At 63.4% G+C, this 23,598-nt stretch carries 23 protein-coding genes; 11 read left to right on the forward strand and 12 right to left on the reverse strand.

All coding sequences use genetic code 11. From position 1 onward, the window contains the following. The 3 genes from AC1DKY_RS02785 to AC1DKY_RS02795 all read right to left on the reverse strand — a co-directional run bounded on the left by AC1DKY_RS02785 (position 1) and on the right by AC1DKY_RS02795 (position 1,946). Positions 1 to 1,113 (reverse strand): alkene reductase, encoded by a 1,113-nt coding sequence (locus AC1DKY_RS02785; RefSeq protein WP_441602197.1) that lies wholly within the window; start codon positions 1,111 to 1,113, stop codon positions 1 to 3. Between the two features lie 180 nt (positions 1,114 to 1,293). Continuing rightward, entirely contained in the window at positions 1,294 to 1,581 is a 288-nt protein-coding gene (locus AC1DKY_RS02790; protein ID WP_441602198.1) for a hypothetical protein, read from the reverse strand. Positions 1,582 to 1,676: 95 nt separating this feature from the next. Beyond that, positions 1,677 to 1,946: a hypothetical protein gene (locus AC1DKY_RS02795; protein WP_441602199.1), complete on the reverse strand. Its 270-nt coding sequence runs from the start codon at positions 1,944 to 1,946 to the stop codon at positions 1,677 to 1,679. Between the two features lie 111 nt (positions 1,947 to 2,057). Here AC1DKY_RS02795 and AC1DKY_RS02800 point away from each other — a divergent pair, with 111 nt between their 5' ends. Then, positions 2,058 to 2,687 (forward strand): response regulator transcription factor, encoded by a 630-nt coding sequence (locus tag AC1DKY_RS02800; RefSeq protein WP_441602200.1) that lies wholly within the window; start codon positions 2,058 to 2,060, stop codon positions 2,685 to 2,687. 47 nt (positions 2,688 to 2,734) lie between these two features. On the opposite strand, the gene AC1DKY_RS02805 is transcribed toward AC1DKY_RS02800, so the two are convergent. Together AC1DKY_RS02805 and AC1DKY_RS02810 are read right to left on the reverse strand one after the other, a co-directional pair. Beyond that, positions 2,735 to 3,097, reverse strand: coding sequence for a nuclear transport factor 2 family protein (locus AC1DKY_RS02805; RefSeq protein ID WP_441602201.1), 363 nt, complete (start codon positions 3,095 to 3,097; stop codon positions 2,735 to 2,737). A 10-nt stretch (positions 3,098 to 3,107) separates the two neighbouring features. Continuing rightward, positions 3,108 to 3,764: a DsbA family protein gene (locus AC1DKY_RS02810; protein ID WP_441602202.1), complete on the reverse strand. Its 657-nt coding sequence runs from the start codon at positions 3,762 to 3,764 to the stop codon at positions 3,108 to 3,110. A gap of 103 nt (positions 3,765 to 3,867) precedes the next feature. Here AC1DKY_RS02810 and AC1DKY_RS02815 point away from each other — a divergent pair, with 103 nt between their 5' ends. From AC1DKY_RS02815 to AC1DKY_RS02825, 3 genes are all read left to right on the forward strand, one after another. Continuing rightward, positions 3,868 to 4,776: a substrate binding domain-containing protein gene (locus AC1DKY_RS02815; RefSeq protein ID WP_441602203.1), complete on the forward strand. Its 909-nt coding sequence runs from the start codon at positions 3,868 to 3,870 to the stop codon at positions 4,774 to 4,776. Positions 4,777 to 4,891: 115 nt separating this feature from the next. After that, on the forward strand, positions 4,892 to 5,521 hold the full coding sequence (locus AC1DKY_RS02820; protein WP_441602204.1) for a glutathione S-transferase N-terminal domain-containing protein: 630 nt from the start codon (positions 4,892 to 4,894) through the stop codon (positions 5,519 to 5,521). A gap of 51 nt (positions 5,522 to 5,572) precedes the next feature. Then, complete coding sequence (locus AC1DKY_RS02825; protein ID WP_441602205.1) at positions 5,573 to 6,304, forward strand: 2OG-Fe dioxygenase family protein; 732 nt, start codon at positions 5,573 to 5,575, stop codon at positions 6,302 to 6,304. A gap of 4 nt (positions 6,305 to 6,308) precedes the next feature. Here the strand turns inward: AC1DKY_RS02825 and AC1DKY_RS02830 are convergent, their stop codons facing one another. Then, positions 6,309 to 7,295 (reverse strand): HoxN/HupN/NixA family nickel/cobalt transporter, encoded by a 987-nt coding sequence (locus AC1DKY_RS02830; RefSeq protein WP_441602206.1) that lies wholly within the window; start codon positions 7,293 to 7,295, stop codon positions 6,309 to 6,311. 306 nt (positions 7,296 to 7,601) lie between these two features. Between AC1DKY_RS02830 and AC1DKY_RS02835 the strand changes: the two genes are divergently transcribed. Then, positions 7,602 to 8,588 carry a DUF4331 family protein gene (locus AC1DKY_RS02835; RefSeq protein ID WP_441602207.1) on the forward strand — a complete coding sequence of 329 codons (987 nt, stop codon included), beginning with the start codon at positions 7,602 to 7,604 and terminating at the stop codon, positions 8,586 to 8,588. Between the two features lie 9 nt (positions 8,589 to 8,597). Here the strand turns inward: AC1DKY_RS02835 and AC1DKY_RS02840 are convergent, their stop codons facing one another. Continuing rightward, entirely contained in the window at positions 8,598 to 9,590 is a 993-nt protein-coding gene (locus AC1DKY_RS02840; RefSeq protein ID WP_441602208.1) for an AraC family transcriptional regulator, read from the reverse strand. 77 nt (positions 9,591 to 9,667) lie between these two features. On the opposite strand from AC1DKY_RS02840, the gene AC1DKY_RS02845 reads away from it, so the two are divergent. The 4 genes from AC1DKY_RS02845 (at position 9,668) to mctP (ending at position 13,442) form a co-directional block, all read left to right on the forward strand. Then, complete coding sequence (locus tag AC1DKY_RS02845) at positions 9,668 to 10,663, forward strand: oxidoreductase (protein WP_441602209.1); 996 nt, start codon at positions 9,668 to 9,670, stop codon at positions 10,661 to 10,663. A 75-nt stretch (positions 10,664 to 10,738) separates the two neighbouring features. Then, the gene (locus AC1DKY_RS02850; RefSeq protein WP_441602210.1) at positions 10,739 to 11,611 is read left to right on the forward strand and encodes an alpha/beta fold hydrolase; all 873 of its coding nucleotides are present in this window, start codon (positions 10,739 to 10,741) and stop codon (positions 11,609 to 11,611) included. 168 nt (positions 11,612 to 11,779) lie between these two features. Continuing rightward, positions 11,780 to 11,977: a DUF3311 domain-containing protein gene (locus tag AC1DKY_RS02855; protein ID WP_441602211.1), complete on the forward strand. Its 198-nt coding sequence runs from the start codon at positions 11,780 to 11,782 to the stop codon at positions 11,975 to 11,977. Continuing rightward, complete coding sequence (gene mctP / locus AC1DKY_RS02860; protein WP_441602212.1) at positions 11,967 to 13,442, forward strand: monocarboxylate uptake permease MctP; 1,476 nt, start codon at positions 11,967 to 11,969, stop codon at positions 13,440 to 13,442. The genes AC1DKY_RS02855 and mctP overlap by 11 nt, the downstream gene beginning before the upstream one ends. A gap of 86 nt (positions 13,443 to 13,528) precedes the next feature. On the opposite strand, the gene AC1DKY_RS02865 is transcribed toward mctP, so the two are convergent. Both AC1DKY_RS02865 and AC1DKY_RS02870 read right to left on the reverse strand, forming a co-directional pair. Further along, a complete protein-coding gene (locus AC1DKY_RS02865) occupies positions 13,529 to 14,596 on the reverse strand; it encodes an alpha/beta fold hydrolase (RefSeq protein WP_441602213.1) in 1,068 nt (355 codons plus the stop codon). A gap of 31 nt (positions 14,597 to 14,627) precedes the next feature. Then, positions 14,628 to 15,719, reverse strand: coding sequence for a redoxin domain-containing protein (locus tag AC1DKY_RS02870; RefSeq protein WP_441602214.1), 1,092 nt, complete (start codon positions 15,717 to 15,719; stop codon positions 14,628 to 14,630). A gap of 407 nt (positions 15,720 to 16,126) precedes the next feature. Here AC1DKY_RS02870 and AC1DKY_RS02875 point away from each other — a divergent pair, with 407 nt between their 5' ends. Then, entirely contained in the window at positions 16,127 to 18,406 is a 2,280-nt protein-coding gene (locus tag AC1DKY_RS02875; protein ID WP_441602215.1) for a PAS domain S-box protein, read from the forward strand. Beyond that, entirely contained in the window at positions 18,403 to 18,771 is a 369-nt protein-coding gene (locus AC1DKY_RS02880) for a response regulator transcription factor (RefSeq protein WP_441602216.1), read from the forward strand. Before AC1DKY_RS02875 ends, AC1DKY_RS02880 begins: the two co-directional genes overlap by 4 nt. 94 nt (positions 18,772 to 18,865) lie before the next feature. Here the strand turns inward: AC1DKY_RS02880 and AC1DKY_RS02885 are convergent, their stop codons facing one another. The 3 genes from AC1DKY_RS02885 to katG form a co-directional block, all read right to left on the reverse strand. Beyond that, positions 18,866 to 19,468 carry a peroxiredoxin gene (locus tag AC1DKY_RS02885; RefSeq protein ID WP_441602217.1) on the reverse strand — a complete coding sequence of 201 codons (603 nt, stop codon included), beginning with the start codon at positions 19,466 to 19,468 and terminating at the stop codon, positions 18,866 to 18,868. A gap of 190 nt (positions 19,469 to 19,658) precedes the next feature. Then, positions 19,659 to 20,849 carry an acetyl-CoA C-acyltransferase gene (locus AC1DKY_RS02890; RefSeq protein ID WP_441602218.1) on the reverse strand — a complete coding sequence of 397 codons (1,191 nt, stop codon included), beginning with the start codon at positions 20,847 to 20,849 and terminating at the stop codon, positions 19,659 to 19,661. A gap of 217 nt (positions 20,850 to 21,066) precedes the next feature. After that, the gene (gene katG / locus AC1DKY_RS02895) at positions 21,067 to 23,328 is read right to left on the reverse strand and encodes a catalase/peroxidase HPI (RefSeq protein WP_441602219.1); all 2,262 of its coding nucleotides are present in this window, start codon (positions 23,326 to 23,328) and stop codon (positions 21,067 to 21,069) included. Between the last annotated feature and the right edge of the window lie 270 nt (positions 23,329 to 23,598).

Here is a 23,598-nt window from a genome sequence, read left to right on the forward strand (position 1 = left end):
TCAGGCCGCCGCCAACTCGGCGTGGGCCGGATAGTCGGTATATCCGGCGGCATCGCCACCGTAGAAGGTGTCGCGATCGTAGCGGTTCAAGGGCAGTCCCTTGGCCAGGCGCAACGGCAGATCGGGATTGGCGATGAAGTCGCGGCCAAACGCGACCAGATCCGCGCTGCCTTCCTGCAGGATCGCCTCGGCCGATTCGCCGTTGAAACCACCGGCAGCAATGATCGGCCCGTTGAAATGGTGGCGGATCAATCGCGCAGCCACGGGATTCTGATCGCGGCTGTCGTCCACCGTGTTGCCGTTGACGCGCGGTTCGATCAAATGAAGATAGGCAATGCCAAGCTTGTCGAGCTCACTCGCCACATGGCTGAAAAGTGCGACCGGGTCGCTGTCGTGCATGTCGCCAAAGCGACCACTGGGCCCCAGTCGCACGGCGACGCGGTCGCGGCCCCACACGGCGATTGCTTCGCGCGTGATGTCCAGCAGGAACCGGGCGCGCCTGGCCACGCTGCCGCCATAGCTGTCGGTGCGCTTGTTTGATCCATCCTGCAGGAACTGGTCGATCAGGTAACCGTTGGCGCCGTGGATTTCCACGCCATCGAAGCCGGCCTTGAGGCCACGCTCGGCGGCATGGCGAAATTGCACGACCATGTCGCGCACTTCGTCTTCGCTCAACGCGCGGTGCGGCGAACTCGGCACCCAGCCCTGGGCGGTATACGCCACGCCTTCGTAGGGGACGACGGAAGCCGTCACCGGCGCGCCGCCTTCGGGCTGCAGGTCGGCGTGCGACTGGCGGCCGGCATGGAACAGCTGCAGGAAGATCAGGCCGTCCTTGGCATGCACGGCATCGGTGATGCGCTTCCAGCCCGGGATCTGCGCGTCGGAATAAAGTCCCGGCGAACCCAGGTAACCGCCGCCGTTGGGCGCCACCACGGTCGCCTCGGACACCAGCAGGCCACCCTGGGATGCACGCTGGGCGTAGTACTCGCGCATCAGCTCGCCAGGGCGATCGCCCGGCTGCTCGGCGCGCATGCGGGTTAACGGAGCCATCACGACGCGATGACGCACGGCGTAGCGACCGATCTTCGTGGATTCAAACAGTTTGTTGCTCATGGGAAGGACCACCTGTGGAAGACGCCAGCACTGGCGAGTCATCAGATGGGTGTCCCCATGGCGGACTGTAGGTCCGCGCTGGTCCGAACACTCAGGAACAAATTTCCGCAGTCACCAGCCGCCTGTACGGCAGGCATGGGCTAAAGACCATGTTTTGCCGCGAATGCCCTGCCCGATGGGTCAGCCGCGATCGCCGAACAGGATGGCGAGCAGGAAGGCTTCAACGAGATGTTGCATGCCTTGCGACACCAGCGCATCGGCCGTATCGCCGCCCAGTTCGGCGATAGGCGTCTGATGCCACCACTCCGAGATGCGTATCTCGTCGGGCTCGATCATCAGCGCCAACTGGAGGAGCTGGTATTGCCCCACGCGGTCGATGACACGCGAGTTGCCGCTGGGCTTGCTCCAGCGGATAGGCACCGGCATGGGATTGAACGATGAGCGTGGCTTGACCAGATACATAGTCATTCACCGCTGCGCTTGCACGTCGGCCCCGACGGATTGCCGGCCAACCGAAGGTGAATGTAAGTCGATCCAGCACGCCCGTCGATTGTACCTGGGTATCATTTTTCCCGGGAAAAAAGCCTTGGAAAGCGCTGCATCGACAGCCTTCCGTCGAAGCGCGACTGCTCGGTGGCGACTGGCGATCTGCCTTCGCGTTGCCGATCAAGAAGCGTTTCACTCTTGATACAGTGAAAATAATCACATTGAAAACGCATGGAACGCAGCGTAGAACCGAGGTTGCAGGCGATTGATGTCGTGCTCATCAACTTGAAGCCGCCGTCGATTGCCTGCGTGAGCCACGTGCGGATCCGTGCAGGTTGCGGCCCCATGTCATCTTGAACCGCGCGACAGGGGCGCCTCTGCCATCGGAGATAACGATGCGCCCGCCCCATGCACCGGACCGGGACTCCGCGCACCCTCCTATCCCGTCTGCTACGCCCGTGATCTTCGTCGTCGACGACGACTTGTCCGTGCGCGAAGCGCTCGAGGCGATGATTCGCCTGGAAGGCTGGCAAGTGGAGACGTTCGCGTCCGCCCAGGCCTTTCTGGCGCGCCCGCGCGTGTTCGCACCAAGCTGCCTGATCCTCGACATATCGTTGCCGGATCTCGACGGGCTGGATGTGCAGGACGCCATCGGCCATGACCGCATCGACATGCCGATCATCTTCATCACCGGATTCGGGGACGTTCCCACGACGGTGCGCGCGATGAAGGCGGGCGCAGCGGAATTCCTCACCAAGCCGTTCGACAACGAAGTGATGCTGGAGGCGATCCGCCAGGCCATCGCGCACAGCCGCGCCACGCTCGAGCAGGAGCTCGACATCCTGGTACTCGAGCAGCGCCGGGCATCGTTGAGCCGGCGCGAACGGGAGGTGATGGCGCTGGTCGTGGTGGGCTTGCTCAACAAGCAGATTGCCGCTGAACTGGGCATCAGCGAGATCACCGTCAAAGCCCATCGCGGCCAGGTGATGCGCAAGATGATGGCCGGCTCGCTGGCCGAGCTGGTGCGCATGGATGCCAGGCTTCAGCAGGCGCATGCGGCAAGAGAAGCCCACGACCACAGTCGGTGATCGACCATCAACTTACCCTGCCGATCGTCGATCGCACGCAGTGATCGTCACACCGGTGGGCCAAACAGCTTGTGCGCAATGCGCCACCGGTCATCACAACGCAGCAGCGACAGCACGTTGTAGTAGTGGTTGCCGAGAAAACGCAGCTCCGCCGTCACCGTGGCCATGTCGCCAAGCACGTGGATGGACAGCACGCTCATGGTGAACGCTTCGCCTGCCGCGTGCGGGCTTTGACGAGAGCCCACAGCCTCCACGTATTGACTGGCCGTGCGCGAGCGGAAGCTGCCCGTCACCAGGTCCTCGACACGCGCATCGGGCAGGAACACCTCGCGCAAGGCTTGCGTGTCGCCCTCATAGATGCTGCGCAGGTACCGGTTGGCCAGTTCGAGTACTGCCTGATCGTGGGTCATGCGCGTCGCCTTATCCGACCTTGGTGTCCAGGCGCGAACCGGTCACGGTGCGCACCCGCGAGATCAGCTGCTGCGCGTCGATATACCCTGGCGCGACGCTATAAAGTCTATCGCCATCTTCCAGCAGCAAAGATGGAAAACTGGAGATGCCCCAGCGACGCGCCTGCAGGAAATCCTCCTGCGTTGCCGTCACGGCCTCGGCCGATTGCCAGGCAGCGAGGAAATCCCCCGGCGTGGTTGCAAAACCCAGCGCGCCCATGACGGCAGATGCCACCTCGGCGAGCACCTCGCCCTTGGTGATATCGCGCCCGTCGACATAGAACGCACGCTGGATGCCGCGCAGCACCTCGAGCTGATCGATCGCAGGCGCCAGTCGTCGTGCGGTGACCACGGCGCGGCACGCCGGCTCGGTGTCGTAGACCAGATGGTCGTTGGCAAGAAAGGCTTCGCGATTGAATGGCAGGCCGCTGGCTGCCTCCACGCGCGACCAGTGCTCAAGCCGTGCGACGCGCTGCTGCCTCGGCATCACGTCGGTTTCACCGGGGCGCAGACCGCCCACGACCACCTCCAGCTCGAGGCCCGGGATGGCCTCGCGCAACGCCGTGACCTCTTTGCCAAAGCCATAGCACCAGGAACACATGGGGTCGGCGACCAGGATGAGTTTCATGTTTGCTGCCTCGAATGCTTGACAAGGCGTCCACTGTATTCCTGCGTTCCATAGCCATAAATGTGGTTCAATGCATTTCAGTTGATACGTGGCGTAATGAATCATGCGTCGCCAATTTGATGATGTGCTGCTGGGTAGCATCGAGTTGTTCTGCCTGGCTGGTGAACTCGGCAGCTTTACCGCCGCCGCTGCTGCGGCTGGTGTGACGCCCGCCGCGGTCAGTCGCTCGGTCGCCCGACTCGAAGAGCGCATGGGCGTGCGGCTGTTCGTGCGCACCACCCGACAGATCCGCCTGACCGACGTCGGTCGCGCCTATTTCGAAGAGTGCCGGCAGGCACTCGCCCAGCTGATCGAAGCCGAACGCATGGCCACGGGCCAGCAGCTGCGCCCCGTCGGAACGCTGCGAATCAGCGTGCCGACCACCTACGCCCACTACCGGCTGCTGCCGCTGCTGCCCGCGTTTCGCGAACAGCATCCGGAAGTGCAGCTGGAAGTGCATGTAAGCAATCGCAACGTCGATTTTTCCGAAGAGGGTTACGACCTGGCCATCCGCGTGCGCGCACCCGCCGACTCGACCTTGATTGCCCGCCACCTCGAAGATGCCGAACTCGTCGTCGTGGCGTCGCCCGATTACCTGGCCGCGCGCGGCACGCCTGCCGTGCTGGACGACCTCAACCGGCACGAATGCATCCAGTTTGATTTGCCCAGCAGCGGTCGGCGCATTCCATGGTTGTTCCGGGATCAGGGCAAGGATGTCGAGATCGCCGGCGATGGCGGCTATGTCTTGTCCGAAGATGTGCTCGGCGGCGTCACGCTTGCGCGTCACGGTGCCGGCCTGTTTCAGACTTACCGCTTCATCGTGGAAGACGACTTGCGTGATGGCCGCCTGGTGGCGGTGCTGCCGACTTTCGGTGGACGATCGCGACCCTTCAGCCTGCTCTACCCGCATGGCCGTCACCTGCCCTTGCGCGTGCGCAGCTTCATCGATTTCCTGGTGCAGCAGGTTGCCTGAGCACCCCGCGGGCTTGTTACCCCAGGTATCAATAGAAGTGTTTCACAGCGCGTTTATGTGCGCCATTGCATGACCTACCATCAGCGGCTGCCCAGCCATCATCGATGAGCGCCCCATGATCGATCTCTACACCTGGAAAACACCGAACGGCCGCAAGCCGGTCATCGCACTGGAAGAACTGCAGCTGGAGTATCGGGTGCATGCGGTGGATATCGGCAACGACGCGCAGTTCCTGCCCGACTTCGTCGCGATATCGCCCAACAGCAAGATACCGGCGATGGTCGATCGCGAGAATGGCCTGACGCTGTTCGAGAGCGGCGCCATCCTCCAGTACCTCGCAGACAAGACCGGCAAGCTGCTGCCCACCAGCGGTTCAGCGCGCTACACCGCCTTGCAGTGGTTGAACTGGCAGGTCGGTGGTGTAGGACCGATGTTCGGCCAGCTTGGTTTCTTCGCCAACCGCGCGAAGGAGAGGATTCCGCTGGCGATCGATCGCTACCTCACCGAATCCAATCGCCTGCTCGATGTGCTCGAGCAACGCCTGTCGCAGTCAGCGTATGCGGGCGGCAACGAGTACGGCATCGCTGATATCGCGATCTATCCGTGGGTGGCGGCCGTGATTACTGCCAACCCGAGCCTGCTGGGCGATGCCCGCGCCAGGCGCCCGGCCATGGATCGCTGGATGACGCAGCTTGCCGCGCGCCCCGCGGTGATCAAGGGCATGAACGTTTTGCAGGACGCCTGACGCGGGAAGCACACGGTAGGTGCGGATGCCCGGATCACTTATCATGGGCGGATGCTCAATCCCGCCGATCTGCCCGTATCGACGCTCCTGACTGAAGTCAGCCGCGATGGTTTCGCCTTTGCGGCATCCGACCGCATGCAGCCGCTGCTGACTGCAGTAGGCGAGTTGTCGGACTGGCCGGCCTTCGTGGACAGCTGGAACAAGCTGGAACCGGACCCCTACCTGGCCGCGAAGGGACGCTTCCGCCGCCGTCGGCACGCGACGTTCTCTGCCACGGCACAGGGCGTCAAACCGGAAGCGCATCAAGCGCATTTTCAGGCGCTGCAGTACAACGCACTGCAGGGCGATATCGAACGATGGTTCGAGCCGGTCGTTCCCTCGATCGTCGCGGGCGCCAGCATGCGTTGCATTCTCGACTTCTGCCATGCGTTTTTCGGCTCGCTCGCACCAGCTGTGCCTCGTTGGCATATCGAAGTGCATCAATTCCGCATCGAGGCCACCCGCGATGCCGCGGGCGAGCCCACGCCCGAAGGCAGCCATCGCGATGGCGTCGACTACGTCTTGGTGCTGCTGATCGACCGCCACAATATCGCCAGCGGCACCACCACCATCCATGCGCCGGATGGGCGCTTGCTTGGCGACTTCACCCTCACCCATCCGCTGGACGCGGCGTTGATCCACGACCCCAGCGTTTTCCACGGCGTGACGCCGGTGCGACCGCTGGTGGCTGACGAAGCCGCGCATCGCGATGTAATGGTGGTGACGTTCAGGGCATCCGCCTGAGCGACTAGCGTTTGCGTAGAGGCGGCTCGACGCCCGCTGGCTGCTGCGCGCGATAGATCAGATACGACAACGTCCAGGCCAGGGCGAACATGCCGATCACGGCAAAGCCGAGGCTGTCGGTGTGATCGTTGAGTGCGCCGATGATCTTCCACGCCGCGCCCTGCCAGCGAAACGTTTCGCCCAGCCATCCCATCGCCTCGGTGCCCGCCACGATGATCGCAACCAGGGCGGAGACCAGGGTGATGGTCATGTTGTAGTAGAGCTTGCGCAGGGGCCGCACAAATGCCCAGTCATACGCGCCCAGCATCACCACGCCATCGGTGGTGTCGATCAGGGACATGCCGGCGGCAAACAAAGCGGGCAATACGAGGATCGCCATGATGGACACGCCCTTGACCGTCTCCTGCGCGGACACCGTGAACATCGCGATTTCGGTTGAGGTATCCAGCCCCAGTCCAAACAGCAGCCCGAGCAGAAACATGTGATGGCTGCGCGCCTCCAGGCGAAACAGCGGTCGAAAAATACGGGCCAGAAAGCCGCGTTGATGCAGCAGCCGATCGAGGTCCTCCTCGATATATACGCCGCCGTTGCGATATTGCCGATAGCTCTTGTGGATCGACAGGAAGATGGCGAGATTCATTACCGCGATGGCGAGCAGGAAGGCCACCGACACCGACGTGCCAATCGCCGCGCCCAGGTTGCGCAGATGCTGGAACACCGCCAGGGAACGCGTCGCGCAGGCCACGCACACTGTGACCAGCACCACGATGGTCGAATGCCCCATCGCAAACCAGAAACCCACCGACACCGGGCGTTGTCCTGCCTGCATAAGCTTGCGCGTGACATTGTCGATGGCGGCGATATGGTCGGCATCGATGGCGTGACGAAGGCCAAGGCCATAGACCAGCAAGGCCACGCCAAGCAACGACGGTCTCGCATGCAGGGCGGCAATCGCCCATATCCACACACCCACATTGAAGATAATCAGCACGGCATAGATGAAATGCAGCTTCTTGCGAATGCCGATACCCTGGGCGTGTGCGACGCCTGGTCGGAGAGTCTCGGGGAGATGTCGGCATGGGCTGTGCGCGGAGTGCATCGCCCTACTAGAGCTGCCCCTGACATCCACCGCAACCCATACTTCCGCATAATTGCTTGCCCTGCGCACGCAGCGCAGCATCCAGTGGTTCGTTTGCGTGCGTGCGATACGCCCTGATGTCGTCATGAAGACGCATGCGCCTGATGAAACGGCGCGGGCAGCGCCATGCATCCCTCCATCACGCACAGGCGGTCAATCATGTCGCACCACTATCCCGGCCCGGACTTCGGGTTTCCCCATGGCGATGCCCGCCTCAATCTCACCGACCTGTATGCCTTTCCCAAACCAGGAAGCTCGGACAAGTCCATCCTGGTGATGAACGTGCATCCGTCGGTAGGCGTGAATCCCGAAGGACCCACCACCAACGAGCCTTTCTCGGCGGATGCGATCTATGAACTGAAGATCGATACCGACGGCGATGCCGTCGCCAATATCTCGTACCAGGTGCGCTTCTTCTCCAGCAAAGGCTGGGCCCTGGCCGCCACGTTGCGCCGACTTGAGGGCGCGCAGGCTGCGGGCATCGGCGACAGCGGCACGCTGATCGTCGAGGAGGCGCCCGTGTCGACAGGGCCCATGGCTGTGGTGACGGAAGCTGGCGAGTACCGTTTCTTTGCCGGCTGGCGCAGCGATCCCTTCTTCTTCGACACGCGCGGCGCGCTGAACAATTTCCAGTTCACCGGCGACGACTTCTTTACCGAGGGCGATGTATGCAGCATCGTGCTTGAAGTGCCTAACACCGCACTCGGCACGGGCCAGCTGGGCCTGTGGCATCGCACGCTCAATCGGGTGGATGGACATTGGGTGCAAGCCGATCGCGCGGCGCGCCCATCGCAGGAAGTCTTTCTCGCGGGCGATCAGAAGAGTCTCTATCTCGCCAGCGAACCGGCCGAGGACGCCCGCTTCATTCCCACCTTTGCGCACTCACTGGAACACACCGGTGGCTACACCCCGGAAGAGGCCAAACGTGTAGCGAGCTCGTTGCTGCCGGACATCCTTCGCTACGATCCCGAACAACCGGCGTCCTACCCCCGCAACGGGAGAGGCCTGACCGACGATGTGATGGATGTGTTCCTGCCGCTGATCACCAACGGCAAGGTGCCGGGCGACAAGGTGGGACCGCACAAGGATCTGCTCAGCGAGTTTCCCTATCTTGGCCCGCCGCACAAGGTACGCACCGAGGCATAGAGCGGATATCTATAGCCCGTCGACGGCTACCGCGGCCCGGGCATCGTTGTCTTCGCCCATATCGCGCAGCTGTTCGCCATAGTGCCTCGGAGAAAGACCGACCACGCGCTTGAACGCATGACTGAACGCACTCTCCGAGGCATAGCCCAGCGTTTGCGCCAGCGTCGCCACCGGCGCATCGCCGCGACGCAGCGCCTGCTCGGCCAATCGCATGCGCCAGCGCGTGAGATACGAAAGCGGCGCTTCGCCGGCCACCGCCTTGAAGTGCGTCGCAAAGCTGGTGCGCGACATGGCCGAGGCACGCGCGAGCTGATCCAGTCGCCAGGCGCGCCCGGGTTCGCCGTGGATCAATCGCAGAGCCGGCGCGAGACGTGCGTCCGTCGCCGCCCGCAACCAGCCGGCACGCAACGCGCCGCCTGCCGCCAGATGCGCACGCAAGACCTGGATAAACAGCAGATAGCCCAGCTGCATGGTGGCCAGGCCCGAGCCCGGCAAGTCGGCGCGCTCGCGCAGCAACTGATCGAGGATCCAGCGCAAGGCCTGTGCCTCCGGCGCCGAGCCATGCACATGGATATACGGCGGCAGCACATCCGACAGCAAGGCACCGTAGGAAGGATGCAGATGCACATGGCCACCGATCTGCACCACCTCGGCCTCGTCAATATTCACCCCATCCACGGCCACCATCGGCTCGCTGCGATTTGCAAACAGCTCATGCGAGGCGCGTGGTGTTGCTGTCAAATCACTCGCCAGTACGAAGTTGCGCCTGAGGGCGAGCAAGATCACGTCGCCCGGCTCCAGCCGTAACGGACTCGCCTCGCCTTCCAGCTGCAACCAGCAGGCGCCGCGCACCGCCGCGAAGAACTTGAGCTTGCCCGGCGCAGGAAAACGAATCGCCCATGGACCCGATGCCATAAAACCGCCGGTCACCAGCGATTGCACATTCGCCAGCTTGAGCACATCGGAAAGCGGATCGTTGAGCATGCCTGAACGATTGGGCATGTATCAGGGATTTTCAAGCATTCATCGTACGAGGCGCGATGTCTAGACTAGGCGTCACCTTCACCGGAACCCTCCCCATGCCCAGCTTGCAAGCCCCCATCCATACCGGCTTTTCCGCGGCCACCACGGCGCAGGACGTGCTGGCCGGCATCGACCTTACCGGCAAGACCGCCATCGTCACCGGTGGCTACTCGGGCATCGGCACCGAGACAGCGCGCGCATTGCGCGCGGCGGGTGCGCGCGTCATCGTGCCGGCGCGCGATCTCGAAAAAGCCAAGACCGCCCTGGCCGGCCTGGACGTGGAGATCGCGACGATGGACCTGTCCGACCCATCGTCCATCGATGCGTTTGCGGCAGCCTTCGTGGCCTCCGGCTCGCCCTTGCATATCCTGATCAATAGCGCCGGCATCATGGCCTGCCCGCTGATGCGCGATGCACGCGGCTACGAGATGCAACTGGCTACCAATCACCTGGGACACTTCCAGCTGACCGCGCGCCTGTGGCCGGCGCTGGTGCGCGCGAACGGCGCCCGCGTGGTCGCGTTGTCGTCGCTGGGGCATCGATATGCGGCAATCGATTTCGACGATCCGAATTTCGAGCGTCGCGAGTACGACCGCTGGATCGCCTACGGCCAATCCAAAACGGCCAACGCGCTGTTCGCCGTGGGCCTGGATACGCGCGGTGCGCCCCACGGTGTGCGCGCCTTCTCCGTCCATCCGGGCCGCATCGTCACCGACCTGGCCCGACACATGAGCGCGGAAGAACTGCGGAAGATCGGCGCCATCGACGAACACGGCCAGGCGGTGGTCGACCTCTCGCTGGGCCTCAAGAGCGTGGCGCAAGGCGCGGCGACCAGCGTATGGGCAGCCACCAGTGCGCAACTGGATGGCCTGGGCGGCGTCTACTGCGAGGACTGCGATATTGCTGAACTTGCACCCGACACCGAGGCCACCGAGGCAGGTCAGGCGACCTTGTCGAGCGGTGTTCGCCCGTGGGCGACCGATCCCGCGGCTGCCGAACGGTTGTGGACGCTGAGCGAGCGGTCGACGGACGTGCGCATCGCATCGACGTAAGCTTTACGGCGCATCGCGTCTAATCACTCGGCTTGCTGATCCACACAGAGCGCGATCAGCACACGAGTGAATGCCATGACGACGTACCAGAGCGTTCAGGTCCAAGGCTTGAACCTCTTTTATCGCGAAGCCGGCAGCAAGAGCGCACCCGGCGTGCTCCTGCTGCACGGCTTTCCGTCGTCGTCGAGGATGTACGACAAGCTGATACCGATGCTCGCGGTGCGATACCACGTGATTGCTCCCGACTATCCGGGTTTCGGACACTCCGATGCGCCCGACCCCGCCATCTTCGCCTATACATTCGGGCATCTTGCGTCGGTCATCGAAGCGTTTACCAAGCAACTGGGCCTGCAACGCTACACGCTGTTCATGCAGGACTATGGCGGCCCGGTTGGATTTCGGCTCGCGCTTATGCATCCCGAGCGCATCCACGCGATGGTGATCCAGAATGCCGTGGCGCATGAAGAAGGCCTCGGGCCACTGTGGGCAACGCGTCGTCAATACTGGGCCGACCGACATGCCTTTGCCGACAAGTTGCGCGCGAATCTGATCTCGTTCGAGGCAGCCAGACAACGTCACCTCGGAACCGATCCCCACACCGAACTGTACGACCCGGATCTGTGGACCGACGAATCCGCCTTCCTGAACCGACCCGGCCAGGACCGCATCCAGGAAGATCTTTTCTACGATTACCGAACGAACGTGGCCTCGTATCCGCAGTGGCAGGCTTATCTCAAGGCACAGCAGCCGCCTTTGCTGGTGTTGTGGGGAAAATACGATCCGTCGTTCGTCGAACCCGGTGCCTGGGCTTACCAGAACGACGTTCCATCGGCGGAGGTCCACTTGCTGGACGCCGGCCATTTCGCGATGGATACCAAGGTGCTGCAAGTGGCCGATCTCACCCTGCAGTTTCTGGATCGCCACCGCATGCGCATGGCGCAGGCCTGAGGCTGCGTGGCGGAGCACCGGGATTGTTGCTGCTCACGGAAGACTGACTATCGATTCGTGGCTATTCGATCCTTGCGCATGGCGTCATAGAGTGGAAGGCAGCTGCATGGCATTCGCGGTTATCGGTGCAAAGGACGCAGCGATGGCCGCCCCCGATGAGGTGTTTGCATGGCTCGTGATCGCGCTCGCCTGATTTCCCTGCTACTGCTGCTGCCCTATCTGGGGCTGCTCTGGGTGTCGTTCTATAACAAGGCCGAGCCCGCGCTGTTGGGCTTTCCGTTCTTCTACTGGTACCAGCTGCTATGGGTGCCGATCACGGTCATTCTGCTCTGGATCGTCTATGGGAAATCGCGTCATGACGACTGAGCCCGACTTTGTCGCCATCGGCGTCTTCACTGCACTGTTCGCACTCGTCACCGTGATGGGTTTTCTGGCCGCGCGCTGGAAGCAATCGTCCGAACCGACCAACCTGGATGAATGGGGTCTGGGCGGTCGCCGTTTCGGCACCTGGATCACCTGGTTTCTGGTCGGCGGCGATTTCTATACGGCCTATACGATTATTGCCGTGCCTGCGCTGGTCTACGCCGTCGGCGCTTACGGCTTCTTTGCCCTGCCCTATACCATCATCGTCTACCCGTTCGTGTTTGCCGTGATGCCGGTGCTGTGGCGCAACGCCAAGGCACACGGCCATATCACGGCGCCGGATGTGGTGTATGGCCGCTTCGGTTCGCGTGCGCTTGAGCTGGCGGTGGCGATCACCGCCGTCATCGCCACCATGCCGTATATCGCGTTGCAGCTGGTGGGCATGGCGACCGTGTTTGCCGCCCTGGGATTGAATGGCGAAATTCCGCTGATCATCGCGTTCGTGATACTTGCCGTTTATACCTACTCCTCCGGCATCCGCGCGCCGGCGCTGATCGCCTTCGTCAAAGACATCCTCATCTATATTGCGGTGATCGCCGCGGTGGCCGTCATTCCCAGCAAGCTGGGCGGTTATGGCGCTGTCTTCGATGCCGCCGCGCAGGCATTCAAGGACAAGGGCAGCGGCAGCATCCTGCTGGATCCGGCCCAGTTCATGCCCTATGCCTCGCTGGCACTGGGTTCGGCGCTGGCAGCCTTCATGTATCCGCACACCTTGACCGGGATCTTTGCGAGCAAGAGCGCGAACACCATCCGCAAGAACGCGATGCTCTTGCCGGCCTATACCTTGCTGCTAGGCCTGCTTGCCCTGCTCGGCTACATGGGGCATGCCGCTCATCTGAAGCTTGCCAGCAACAATGATGTCGTGCCGGCCTTGTTCAAGGCGCTGTTCCCCAGCTGGTTCGCGGGCTTTGCCTTCGCCGCCATCGGCATCGGGGCGCTGGTGCCCGCCGCGGTGATGAGCATTGGCGCGGCCAACGTGTTCACCCGCAACTTCTGGAAGGCCTATGTGAATCCGGCGGTCAGCCCGCAAGAGGAAGCGCGTGTTGCGAAGATCGCGTCGCTGGTCGTCAAGGTGGGCGCGCTGCTGGCCATCCTGTATCTGCCCACGCATTTTGCGCTGGACCTGCAATTGCTGGGTGGCATGTGGATCCTGCAGACCTTCCCTGCACTGATGTTCAGCCTGTTCGCCTCGCGTGTCGCCGCGCGCTGCCTGCTGATCGGGTGGATCGCCGGCATGGCCAGCGGCACCTGGCTGATCTGGTCGGATGGACTCAAGCCGATCCATCACTACGCGTGGGGATCGTTTTCGGTCTCGCTGTATACGGGGTTGGTGGCGCTGATCATCAATCTGCTGGCGGTGGCGATCGTGCATGCGGTCGGCAGCCTCTCGTCCAAAGCAAACCCGTGACCCTCTCTCCATCTTCCACGCAAGCCGTGGCGAGCTCCGCGCCCGGCGGAGTTGGCCATTTCAATCGAATAGCCGGCGGCAACAACTCACAGGTGATCGACATCGATCATCGCCTTGGCAAAGGCCTCCGGCGCTTCCTGCGGAAGATTGTGACCGATGCCACCGGCGATATCGCGGTGCGCATACTTGCCGGTGAATTTCTTTGCATAGGCGCTGGGATCAGGATGCGGCGCGCCATTGGCGTCACCTTCCATGGTGATGGTGGGCACCGTAATGACAGGAGCGGCGGCGAGCTTCTGCTCATACTCGTCATACTTCGCTTCGCCCTGGGCCAGCCCGAGACGCCAGCGGTAGTTGTGGATCGCGATGGCCACATGATCGGGATTGTCGAAGGCGGCGGCTGACCGCTCGAAGGTGGCGTCGTCGAAATTCCATTTGGGCGAGGCGAGTTGCCAGATGAGCTTGGCGAAGTCGTGCCGGTATTTGTCGTAGCCCTCCTTGCCGCGATCGGTCGCGAAGTAGAACTGATACCACCATTGCAGCTCCGCCTTGGGCGGCAGCGGCGTCTTGCCGGACGCCTGGCTGCCGATCAGATAGCCGCTCACCGATACCATCGCCTTGCAACGCTGCGGCCACAGCGCCCCGATGATATTGGCCGTACGTGCACCCCAGTCGAAGCCGCCGATGGTCGCCTGCTTGATCTTGAGCGCATCCATCATTGCCACGATGTCGACCGCTAGCGCCGCCGGCTCGCCGTTGCGCATGGTGCTGTCAGAAATGAAACGGGTGGTGCCGTAGCCGCGCAGATAGGGAACGATCACCCGATAGCCCGCCGCGGCCAGCAAGGGCGCCACGTCCACGAAGCTGTAGATGTCGTAGGGCCAGCCGTGGAGCAACAAGGCCACCGGTCCGCCGGCGGGGCCAGCCTCGGCATAACCGATACTCAGATCGCCCGCCTTGACCTGCTTGAGCGGCGCAAACGAAGTGTGCGCAGCTGCCTTGGCCGGCGCCTGCATCTTGGGATCCGTGCTGCCCTGTTGCGCATGGCTCAGCGACGCCACGCCCAGCTGCGTGGCAGCCAGCGTGACAGCCGCGGCACCCACCAGCTGGCGGCGGCGGACGTCGATGTCATCGGTCGAACCGGTGCGCTTCATGGCGTTCCTCTTGGCGGATGCAGCAAACGATTCAGCCGAAGGTGAACACAAACGCTTCGGCGCCCGGATCGAGAAACTCGATCGCGAACTCGTGATCGAAGATCGGCAAGGGCTGCCGGATCAGTTGATACATCCGCGGCCCGGTGACCGTACCTTCGCCCTGCTCGTTCACGTCAACACCGTGGGCGGCGCCGGGCGGTTTGCCATCGATGGTCACGCGAAAGCGCACCGATGTGCCTGGCGTTGCCGGCCCCATCACCAGATGCAGGTCGCGCGCATGAAAATGGTAGGCAATGCGTCCCTGGGCCTTGTTCAGTACGGCCGAATGCTTGCCCACCGTCCAGTCGCCTACCAGCGCCCACTGGTTGAGATTCAGCAGCGATGGCCTGGCGTAGACATTGCGCTCGCTGAACCGACTGGCGCCGGTCGAGGCGAAATTCTCGCGGCGCTCGGAGCCGATATAGGTTTCCTGCGATCTCACATCGTCCCAGTCGGGAGCGGCCTCAACGCCGCGCGCATCGACGGTCACCAGGTCGTGACTCACCTGCGTGGCACCGGCCTCGACCAGCAATTGCTGGATGACCCGCTCGGACTGGTCGTACTCGCCTTCGCCAAAGACGTGATGGCGTATCGCGCCCTTGGCATCGATGAAGTACAGCGCAGGCCAGTACTCGTTGTTGAAAGCGTTCCAGATCGCGTGCTGGCTATCGATCGCGGTGATCAGGGGTGGACCGAAGCGCAGATCCTTCACCGCCTGGCGAACATTGTCGGGGTCTTTTTCAAACGCAAACTCGGGGGCGTGCACGCCGATCACGACCAGGCCCTGTTTCTGGTACTTGTTCGCCCACGCGCGCACATAGGGGAGCTGACGTATCGAGTTGATGCACGAATAGGTCCAGATATCGACCAGCACCACCTTGCCGCGCAAGGCCGCGGGCGTCAGTGGCGGCGAATTGAGCCATGCCACGGCGCCATCGAGCGACGGGAGGCTGCCTTCACGAGGCAAGTGGATCGCACCCGGCGCCGGTGCCGCCGCGTCGCTTTGTTCCCGCGCGTGCGTCGCCAGCAGGAATACCGTGGCAAGCACCACCAAGGAGGCCAGCAGGCGCTGGTTTGCTTTCATGTTCAGACCTTGATCCTAGTCGCACGCTGGCCACCCGCCGTCGCGGTACGGACGTCTACTTGGGTCTTGCCCAGTAGCGCCGGCGCCATCGTCTCATCGCCAGCGCGGCAAGCCGACGGGCGCCCGCTGCCCTACCCGTCCGCGAGGCTGCACCCGTCGCCCGTGCAGCGTCTATCGAGCTTTGGTATTGGTTGGGCCGGGCGCCGTCACATCGCCTCCACACATTGTGGCGCGAGCTTGGCCAGCGATTGCCCAGCCCAACATCCACGCTCCCGAGTCGACGCTGGAGTCACGCATCAGCGGCCACCATCTGCCCAGGCCCGCAAGGCGTCGAGGCTGCTCGCCGACACCAAAGTACCATGGACGACGCTCGGAGCTGTGGCGCATAAACGTCGAGGAAGATCGTCGTGCAACACGAGTGGAACCGTATCTTCGACGCGCTCCCTGTCCCTGCGTGGACGGCTTTTGCCGACGGACGCGCGGACTTCGTCAATGCATCTTGGTGCGAGTACACGGGACTGGGTTTCGATGAGGCCTTGGGCCAGGGCTGGCAAATGGCGATACATCCTGACGATCGTTCGGCGCTGCTTGCGGGCTGGCATGCCATGGCGGCTGCCGGCGCCCAGGGGGAGCTCGAAGTGCGAATGCGCCAATGCGACGGAGACTATCGCTGGTTCCTGCTGCGGATGGGTCCGCTGACGGACGCATCCGGCCGGGTGGAAAAATGGTGCGGCATCACCACCGACATCGACCAACGCAAACGGCTTGAACAAGCCGTGCCCAAAGCCTTGCCGGATTTGCGCGCTGCGCTGGACAGCATGCCGGTGCCGGCCGCCGTCACGACGCGCACGGGCAAACTGCTGCGCATCAACCAGGCCACGCGCGATTACTTCGGCAAGACGTTCTCGCAATTGAAAAGCCTCAAGCCGTCCGATGTCGTGCACCCGGACGATCTGCCCTACATCCTTGGCGCGCAGTCCAAGGCCTATGAGAGCGGCTCCACTTACAACGTGCAGAGTCGCCACCGCCGCTCAGACGGCGTCTACCGCTGGTTCAACGTGATCGGCATGCCCTGGCGAGATGGCGACGGCGAGATTGCCTGCTGGTTGCATCTGCTGATCGATATCGACGACCAGCGGCGGCCGGAGGAAGCCCTGCGCACCGCCGAGCGCAATCTGCACGCCACCATCCACACCATACCTGCGCTGGTGTGGTCGGCGCGCACCGATGGTTCGGCGGAGTTCTTCAACCAGCACTATCTCGACTATGTCGGACTCAATGCCGAGCAGGCGCTCGGCTGGGGCTGGATGGTGGCCGTCCACCCGGACGACGTGGACAACCTCACGGTCTCCTGGCGGCTCATCCTGGCCTCGCACGAGCCCGGCGAGATCGAAACCCGCCTGCGCCGCTGCGACGGCGAGTACCGCTGGTTTCTGTTCCGCGTCAATCCTCTGCGCAACGAGTACGGCGGCATCATCCGCTGGTATGGCATCAGCATCGATATCGACGACCGCAAGCGCGCCGATGAAAAGCTGCGCCGCAGCGAGGCATTTCTCGCCGATGGCCAGCGCATCAGCCTTACCGGCAGCTTTTCCTGGTGCCTGGACAGCGACGAGATCGTCTTCTCCGAAGAGCTGTATCGCATCTTTGGATTCGCCCAGGGCAGCACCGTCACGCTGGAGCGGATTACCGATCGCGTGCATCCCGATGACATGCCGCTGCTGACCGACAAGCGGATCGATGCGCGCACGGCAGGCAACGACCACGACTACGAAATACGCCTGTTGATGCCCAACGGGTCGATCAAGCACGTACACATCGTTTCCCACAGCACGCGAGGCCGCTACGGACGCGAGTACCTCGGCGCCGTGCAAGACGTCACCCAGCGACGCACTTCGGAAGAAACCCTGGGCGCGTTGCGCGCCGAGCTGGCGAGCATGACCAAGATCAACAGCCTCGGTGTGCTCACCGCATCGATCGCGCACGAGGTCAACCAGCCCCTGTCAGGCGTGATCACCAATGCAAGCACCTGCCTGCGCCAGCTGGCTGCCGATCCGCCATGCATCGAGGGAGCCATCGACACCGCCAAGCGCACCATCCGCGACGGCCATCGCGCGGCCGATGTGATGACGCGCGTGCGCGCCCTCTTCAGCAACAAGGCAACCGTGCCCGAGTGGGTGAACTTGAACGACGCCACCCGTGAAGTCATCGCGCTTTCGCAGAGCACGCTCAAGAGCAGCCGCGTGATGTTGAAAGCCGAGCTGCTCGATGACATGCCGCTGGTGATGGGCGATCGCGTGCAACTCCAGCAGGTGATCCTCAACTTGCTGATGAATGCGGCTGAAGCCATGCGCGAGGTGGACGATCGTCCCAGGCAGGTGGTGATCCGCACCGAACGCGACACCGGCGACCGTGTACGCCTGACGGTACGCGATTCGGGCGTGGGCTTCGGGCCCAAGGGCGTGAGCAAACTGTTCGATACGTTCTATACGACCAAGGACGGCGGCATGGGGATAGGACTATCGATCAGCCAGTCCATCATCGAGCGCCATCAGGGACGGCTATGGGCCGCGCCCAACGACGGACCGGGCGTGAGCTTCTGGTTTTCCATTCCGCGCGCCAGCCAGGATGAGCCGGCGACGCAAACAGCAACCACCGGCACGACGCGCAACACGAGGCAGCTGTGACCGCTGCAGGTCCCCTGGTTACGGTGGTGGACGACGACGAGTCCGTGCGCGAGTCCTTGCCCGACCTGTTGATGGAGTTTGGTTACTCGGTGCGGGCCTTTCCGTCGGCGGAAGCTTTCCTCAGTTCGGACTGTGTCGGCGCGGCACGCTGCCTGATTCTGGACATGGCCATGCCAGGCATGTCGGGACTCGAACTGCAACAAGTGTTGGCGCAAAGCGGGCGGGATATTCCCATCGTCTTCATCACCGCCAGCAGGGATGAAAGCGTGCGCACGCTGGCACTCAAGCGCGGCGCGGTCGACTGCCTGTTCAAGCCATTCAGCGAGTCGCTGCTGCTGGCCGCACTCCATACCGCCTTTCACTGAAGCGGGTGGCAAGCGCATCCACCTCGACGCTCTGTTCGTAGCGCCGCGGCCCTGCGGTGAAAGGTGCGCGGCACTGGCCGCGCACCCATGGCGCTTACGGAGCCTTCGGGCTCTTCATCTGCTCGACCACGCTCAGCGACTTGCTCACGTGATCCTTGGGATGCAGGTGATCGGTTTCCGAGGAAAGCACGGCAGCGATCTTGCCGTCGCGTCCGATCACGAAGGTGGTGCGTTCGATGAAGCCATGGTCGATGGCCACGCCGCGCACGTCGACGGCCTTGGGATCGGCAGCAGACACCTTCAGGCCATAGGACTGGGCGATCTTGCCGTCCGGATCGGAGGCCACCGCAAACTTGCCGGCGCAGTAGTTGGGATCGGACGAGAAGGTGTTGAGGCGCTGGATGCTGTCCTCCGACACGCCGATCACGGTGGCGCCGGCGGCCTTGAACTTCTCCGTCTCCTGCGCAAACTCATGCGCCTCGATATCGCAACCGCCGGTATAAGCCGAGGGGAAGAAATAGACCACCACCGGCCCCGACTTGAGTGCGTCGGCCAGTGAGAACGAGATGGTCTTGCCTGCCTTGCTGGCCGGAGCGTTGAAGCTGGGCGCGGCATCGCCCTGGCCGGCGGCCGCGAACGCTGACGTCGCCAGGGTCAGGGCGGTGATGGCGAGCGAACGGACAAGAAAGTGTTTCATTGCTTGGAGCCCTTGTGATGGAGAGGGAAGCCTGGCCGGGTAACGCGCAAGCGTCCGCGGTAAGTACCCGTTGAGCGCGGGAAGGTTGCCATCTTGCTCCAAAGCGGGGCAATCCGCTCGTTTCCCGGCGCGAGATGAACGAGCTTTCATCTCGGCCGCGGGCCGCCTCAGCTTCCGTCCTGCACCCGCTTCAGGCGGGCAGCTCCAGCGCCACCGCCGTGGCCTCGCCGCCGCCGATGCACAGCGACGCCACGCCTCGCTGCAACTTCGCCCGCCGCAGCGCGTGCACCAGGGTCACCAGCAGGCGCGCGCCGGTGGCGCCAATGGGATGGCCCAGTGCGCAGGCGCCACCGTGCACATTGATCTTGTCGCGCGGGATGCCAAGCTCCTTGGCCGCAATCATCGGCACCACCGCAAACGCTTCGTTGATCTCGAACAGGTCCACGCTGTCGATGGACCAGTCCAGCGCCGCCAGCAACTTGCGGATCGCCGGCACCGGCGCCGTGGTGTACCAGGCCGGTTCGTGCGAATGGGTGGCGTGGCCTTTGACGATGGCGAGCACCGGCCAACCCTGCTGCTCGGCGATCGAACGCCGCGTCATCAGCAGGGCAGCCGCGCCATCGGCGTTGGCCGAGGCACTGGCAGCCGTGATGCTGCCGTTTTCGCGAAAGGCAGGCTTCAACGCGGGAATCTTTTCGACGGAGACGCGCTGCGGGTGCTCGTCATCCTTGAACACGCTGGTACCCGTGCGGTCATGCAGCTCGATCGGCGCGATTTCATCGGCGAAGGCTTGCTCGCGTGCCGCCGCCTGCGCGCGCTGCAAGGTCTCGATGGCCCACGCATCCTGGGCGGCGCGATCAAAGCCGTAGCGCTCGGCGGCCATCTCGCCGAAGTCGCCCATCGGGCGGCCTTGTTCATAGGCGTCTTCCAGGCCATCGAGCATCATGTGATCGAAGATCTGATCATGGCCGACGCGATAGCCGCCCCTCGCCTTGGACAGCAGATAAGGCGCGTTCGTCATCGACTCCATGCCGCCGGCCATGACCACCCGGGCCGAACCGGCGGCGAGCAGATCGTGCGCCAGCATGGCCGCCTTCATGCCCGAGCCGCAGACCTTGTTGATGGCGGTGGCGCCCACCTCGCGCGGCAGTCCCGCACCCCAGGCCGCCTGGCGCGCGGGCGCCTGTCGCTGCCCGGCCGGGAGCACGCAACCCATCAGGACTTCGTCAACCATGTCCGGGGCAACGCCGGCGCGGGCGATGGCGGCACGCATGGCGATGCTGCCCAGCGCATGACCGGCCAGACCGGATAGCGCACCCTGGAAACGCCCCAGCGGCGTACGGGCGGCGGCGACGATAACGACGGGGTCGGAGGTGAGCATGATGATTTCCGCGGCGGAGTTTGGGGTGGCGTGGATTTTTATATGATACACATCATATTTAAGTTAAGAAGAGAGCAGCCGGCCGCTGTGCCCACGCATGCGGCACGATCCTGAAGACCCATCCGACGAGCGACCCGACATGACACGTCTGCAGCTCGCGCCCTGAACAAACTAACGCCCCGCCGGGAACCTGCTCCCGGCGGGGCGTCGTCATCGATCAGGCGGCGAGATCGAACCGGTCGAGGTTCATCACCTTGACCCAGGCCGCCACGAAGTCGCGCAGGAATTTCTCCTTGCCGTCTTGCGCCGCATAGACTTCCGACAAGGCACGCAGCTGGGCATGCGCGCCGAAAATCAGATCCACGCGACTGCCCGTCCACTTCACCTTGCCGCTCTTGCGATCGCGTCCCTCGAACACATCGTGCGAGGTCGACGTCCATTCCACGCCCATGTCGAGCAGGTTGCGGAAGTAGTCGTTGGTGAGTGTTTCGGGCTTGTCGGTGAGCACGCCATGGGCATCCTTGCCGGTGTGCACGTTGAGCACGCGCAGACCACCGATCAGCGCGGTCATCTCCGGCGCGGTCAACGTCAGCAGCTGGGCCTTGTCGATCAGCAGCTGCTCGGCCGGGATGCTGTACTTGCCCTTGAGGAAGTTGCGGAAACCATCGGCCACCGGTTCGAGCATGGCTACCGATTCCACTTCGGTCTGTTCCTGCGAGGCGTCCATGCGGCCCGGCGAGAACGGCACATTGAGCGGATGGCCCGCATTTTTCGCGGCCTGCTCGATGCCGGCGCTGCCGGCGAGCACGATCAGATCGGCCAGCGAAATCTTCTTGCCACCGGACTGGCCCTTGTTGAAGTCGTCCCGGATGCCTTCCAGCACCTTCAGCACCTTGGCCAACTCGTCGGGCTGATTGACCGGCCAGTCTTTCTGCGGCGCCAGGCGAATACGTGCGCCATTGGCGCCGCCACGCTTATCCGAACCGCGGAAGGTGGATGCCGACGCCCACGCCGTTTGCACCAGCTGCGCGACCGATAGTCCGGACGATTGCAGCTTCTGCTTGAGCGAGGCGATGTCCTGCTCCTCCACCAGCGGATGATCGACGGCGGGAATCGGATCCTGCCAGATCAGCTCTTCCTTGGGCACTTCCGGGCCGAGATAGCGGGCGCGCGGACCCATGTCGCGATGGGTGAGCTTGAACCAGGCGCGGGCGAAGGCATCGGCAAACTGGTCCGGATTTTCCATGAAGCGCCGCGAGATTTTCTCGTACACCGGATCCACGCGCAGCGCGATGTCGGTGGTGAGCATCGACGGCGCGATGCGCTTGTCCTTGTCGTGCGCATGCGGCACGGTGCCCGCACCGGCACCATTCTTCGGCTGCCACTGGTTGGCGCCGGCCGGGCTCTTGGTGAGCTCCCATTCGAAGCCGAACAGATTCCAGAAGAAGTTGTTGCTCCAGCGCGTGGGCGTGCTGGTCCAGGTGACTTCCAGGCCACTGGTGATGGTGTCGGCGCCCTTGCCGCTACCAAACGTGCTGACCCAACCCAGTCCCATGTGCTCGAGATCCGCACCTTCGGGCTCCGGACCGACATGATCGGCGGGACCGGCGCCGTGCGTCTTGCCGAAGGTGTGACCGCCCGCGATCAGCGCCACGGTCTCTTCGTCGTTCATCGCCATGCGGCCGAAGGTATCGCGGATATCGTGACTGGCCGCGGCCGGATCGGGATTGCCGTCTGGGCCTTCCGGATTCACGTAGATCAGGCCCATCTGCACGGCGCCCAGCGGGTTTTCGAGATTGCGTCCGCCATCGGTGCGGCTGGTCTCGCTGCCATGCAGTTCCGGCTCGGCCACCAGCACGCCTTCTTTCTCGTCACCGGGCTTGCCTTTGCCATAGCGGATATCGCCGCCCAGCCAGGTCTTCTCGTTGCCCCAGTAGACGTCCTGATCGGGTTCCCAAGTGTCCTCGCGCCCGCCACCGAATCCGAAGGTCTTGAAGCCCATCGACTCCAGTGCGACGTTGCCGGCAAGAATCATCAGATCGGCCCAGGAAATGCTCTGGCCATACTTCTGCTTGATCGGCCACAGCAGGCGACGTGCCTTGTCCAGGCTCACGTTGTCGGGCCAGCTGTTGAGCGGCGCAAAACGTTGCTGTCCGCGTCCGCCACCACCACGGCCATCGCCGATGCGGTAAGTGCCGGCGCTATGCCAGGCCATACGGATGAACAGCGGACCGTAGTGGCCGAAATCAGCGGGCCACCAATCCTGCGAATCGGTCATCAGTGCGGTCAGATCCCTCTTCACCGCGGGCAGGTCGAGCTTGTTGAAGGCTTCGGCGTAGTTGAAGCCTTGATCGAGCGGATTGGATTTGCTCGAGTGCTGTGCGAGCAGATCCACTCGCAGTTGCTTGGGCCACCAGTCCCGGTTCGTCGTACCGCCGCCGGCGGCATGGATGAAGGGGCACTTTGCTTCGGTTGACATGCGCTCTCTCCTTGGGAGGATGAACCCACTACACGTTCTTTCGATGCGTCAGGCGTCTATGCCCCTGTCGTGGCGGGAAACCGAAAGCGGTCACCCAAGGTGCATGAGCCTGGTCCGGTGGGCCGCCTGGACGCGCGTCGGGCGGGTTCTGGCGCGCGTCGACGGTGCCCGCAGTTGTCGGAGCTTACGCCGACCGGAGCGAAAGTTCCGTATTCGGCCCGTAGCCATCCAGCGAGCCGAGGGAACCGGCCAATCCGCAGCAAACCGCGG

It is taken from the genome of Dyella sp. 01N448 (genome assembly GCF_056399225.1).

Coding starts and splice junctions, on each gene's coding strand:
- katG (WP_441602219.1), bottom strand. CDS start 23,328: ATGTCAACCGAAGCAAAGTGCCCCTTCATCCATGCCGCCGGCGGCGGT.
- AC1DKY_RS02785 (WP_441602197.1), bottom strand. CDS start 1,113: ATGAGCAACAAACTGTTTGAATCCACGAAGATCGGTCGCTACGCCGTG.
- AC1DKY_RS02885 (WP_441602217.1), bottom strand. CDS start 19,468: ATGAAACACTTTCTTGTCCGTTCGCTCGCCATCACCGCCCTGACCCTG.
- AC1DKY_RS02825 (WP_441602205.1), top strand. CDS start 5,573: ATGCTCAATCCCGCCGATCTGCCCGTATCGACGCTCCTGACTGAAGTC.
- AC1DKY_RS02835 (WP_441602207.1), top strand. CDS start 7,602: ATGTCGCACCACTATCCCGGCCCGGACTTCGGGTTTCCCCATGGCGAT.
- AC1DKY_RS02870 (WP_441602214.1), bottom strand. CDS start 15,719: ATGAAAGCAAACCAGCGCCTGCTGGCCTCCTTGGTGGTGCTTGCCACG.
- AC1DKY_RS02855 (WP_441602211.1), top strand. CDS start 11,780: ATGGCTCGTGATCGCGCTCGCCTGATTTCCCTGCTACTGCTGCTGCCC.
- AC1DKY_RS02795 (WP_441602199.1), bottom strand. CDS start 1,946: ATGGGGCCGCAACCTGCACGGATCCGCACGTGGCTCACGCAGGCAATC.
- AC1DKY_RS02810 (WP_441602202.1), bottom strand. CDS start 3,764: ATGAAACTCATCCTGGTCGCCGACCCCATGTGTTCCTGGTGCTATGGC.
- AC1DKY_RS02865 (WP_441602213.1), bottom strand. CDS start 14,596: ATGAAGCGCACCGGTTCGACCGATGACATCGACGTCCGCCGCCGCCAG.
- AC1DKY_RS02850 (WP_441602210.1), top strand. CDS start 10,739: ATGACGACGTACCAGAGCGTTCAGGTCCAAGGCTTGAACCTCTTTTAT.
- AC1DKY_RS02890 (WP_441602218.1), bottom strand. CDS start 20,849: ATGCTCACCTCCGACCCCGTCGTTATCGTCGCCGCCGCCCGTACGCCG.
- AC1DKY_RS02840 (WP_441602208.1), bottom strand. CDS start 9,590: ATGCCCAATCGTTCAGGCATGCTCAACGATCCGCTTTCCGATGTGCTC.
- mctP (WP_441602212.1), top strand. CDS start 11,967: ATGACGACTGAGCCCGACTTTGTCGCCATCGGCGTCTTCACTGCACTG.
- AC1DKY_RS02805 (WP_441602201.1), bottom strand. CDS start 3,097: ATGACCCACGATCAGGCAGTACTCGAACTGGCCAACCGGTACCTGCGC.
- AC1DKY_RS02845 (WP_441602209.1), top strand. CDS start 9,668: ATGCCCAGCTTGCAAGCCCCCATCCATACCGGCTTTTCCGCGGCCACC.
- AC1DKY_RS02815 (WP_441602203.1), top strand. CDS start 3,868: ATGCGTCGCCAATTTGATGATGTGCTGCTGGGTAGCATCGAGTTGTTC.
- AC1DKY_RS02820 (WP_441602204.1), top strand. CDS start 4,892: ATGATCGATCTCTACACCTGGAAAACACCGAACGGCCGCAAGCCGGTC.
- AC1DKY_RS02790 (WP_441602198.1), bottom strand. CDS start 1,581: ATGACTATGTATCTGGTCAAGCCACGCTCATCGTTCAATCCCATGCCG.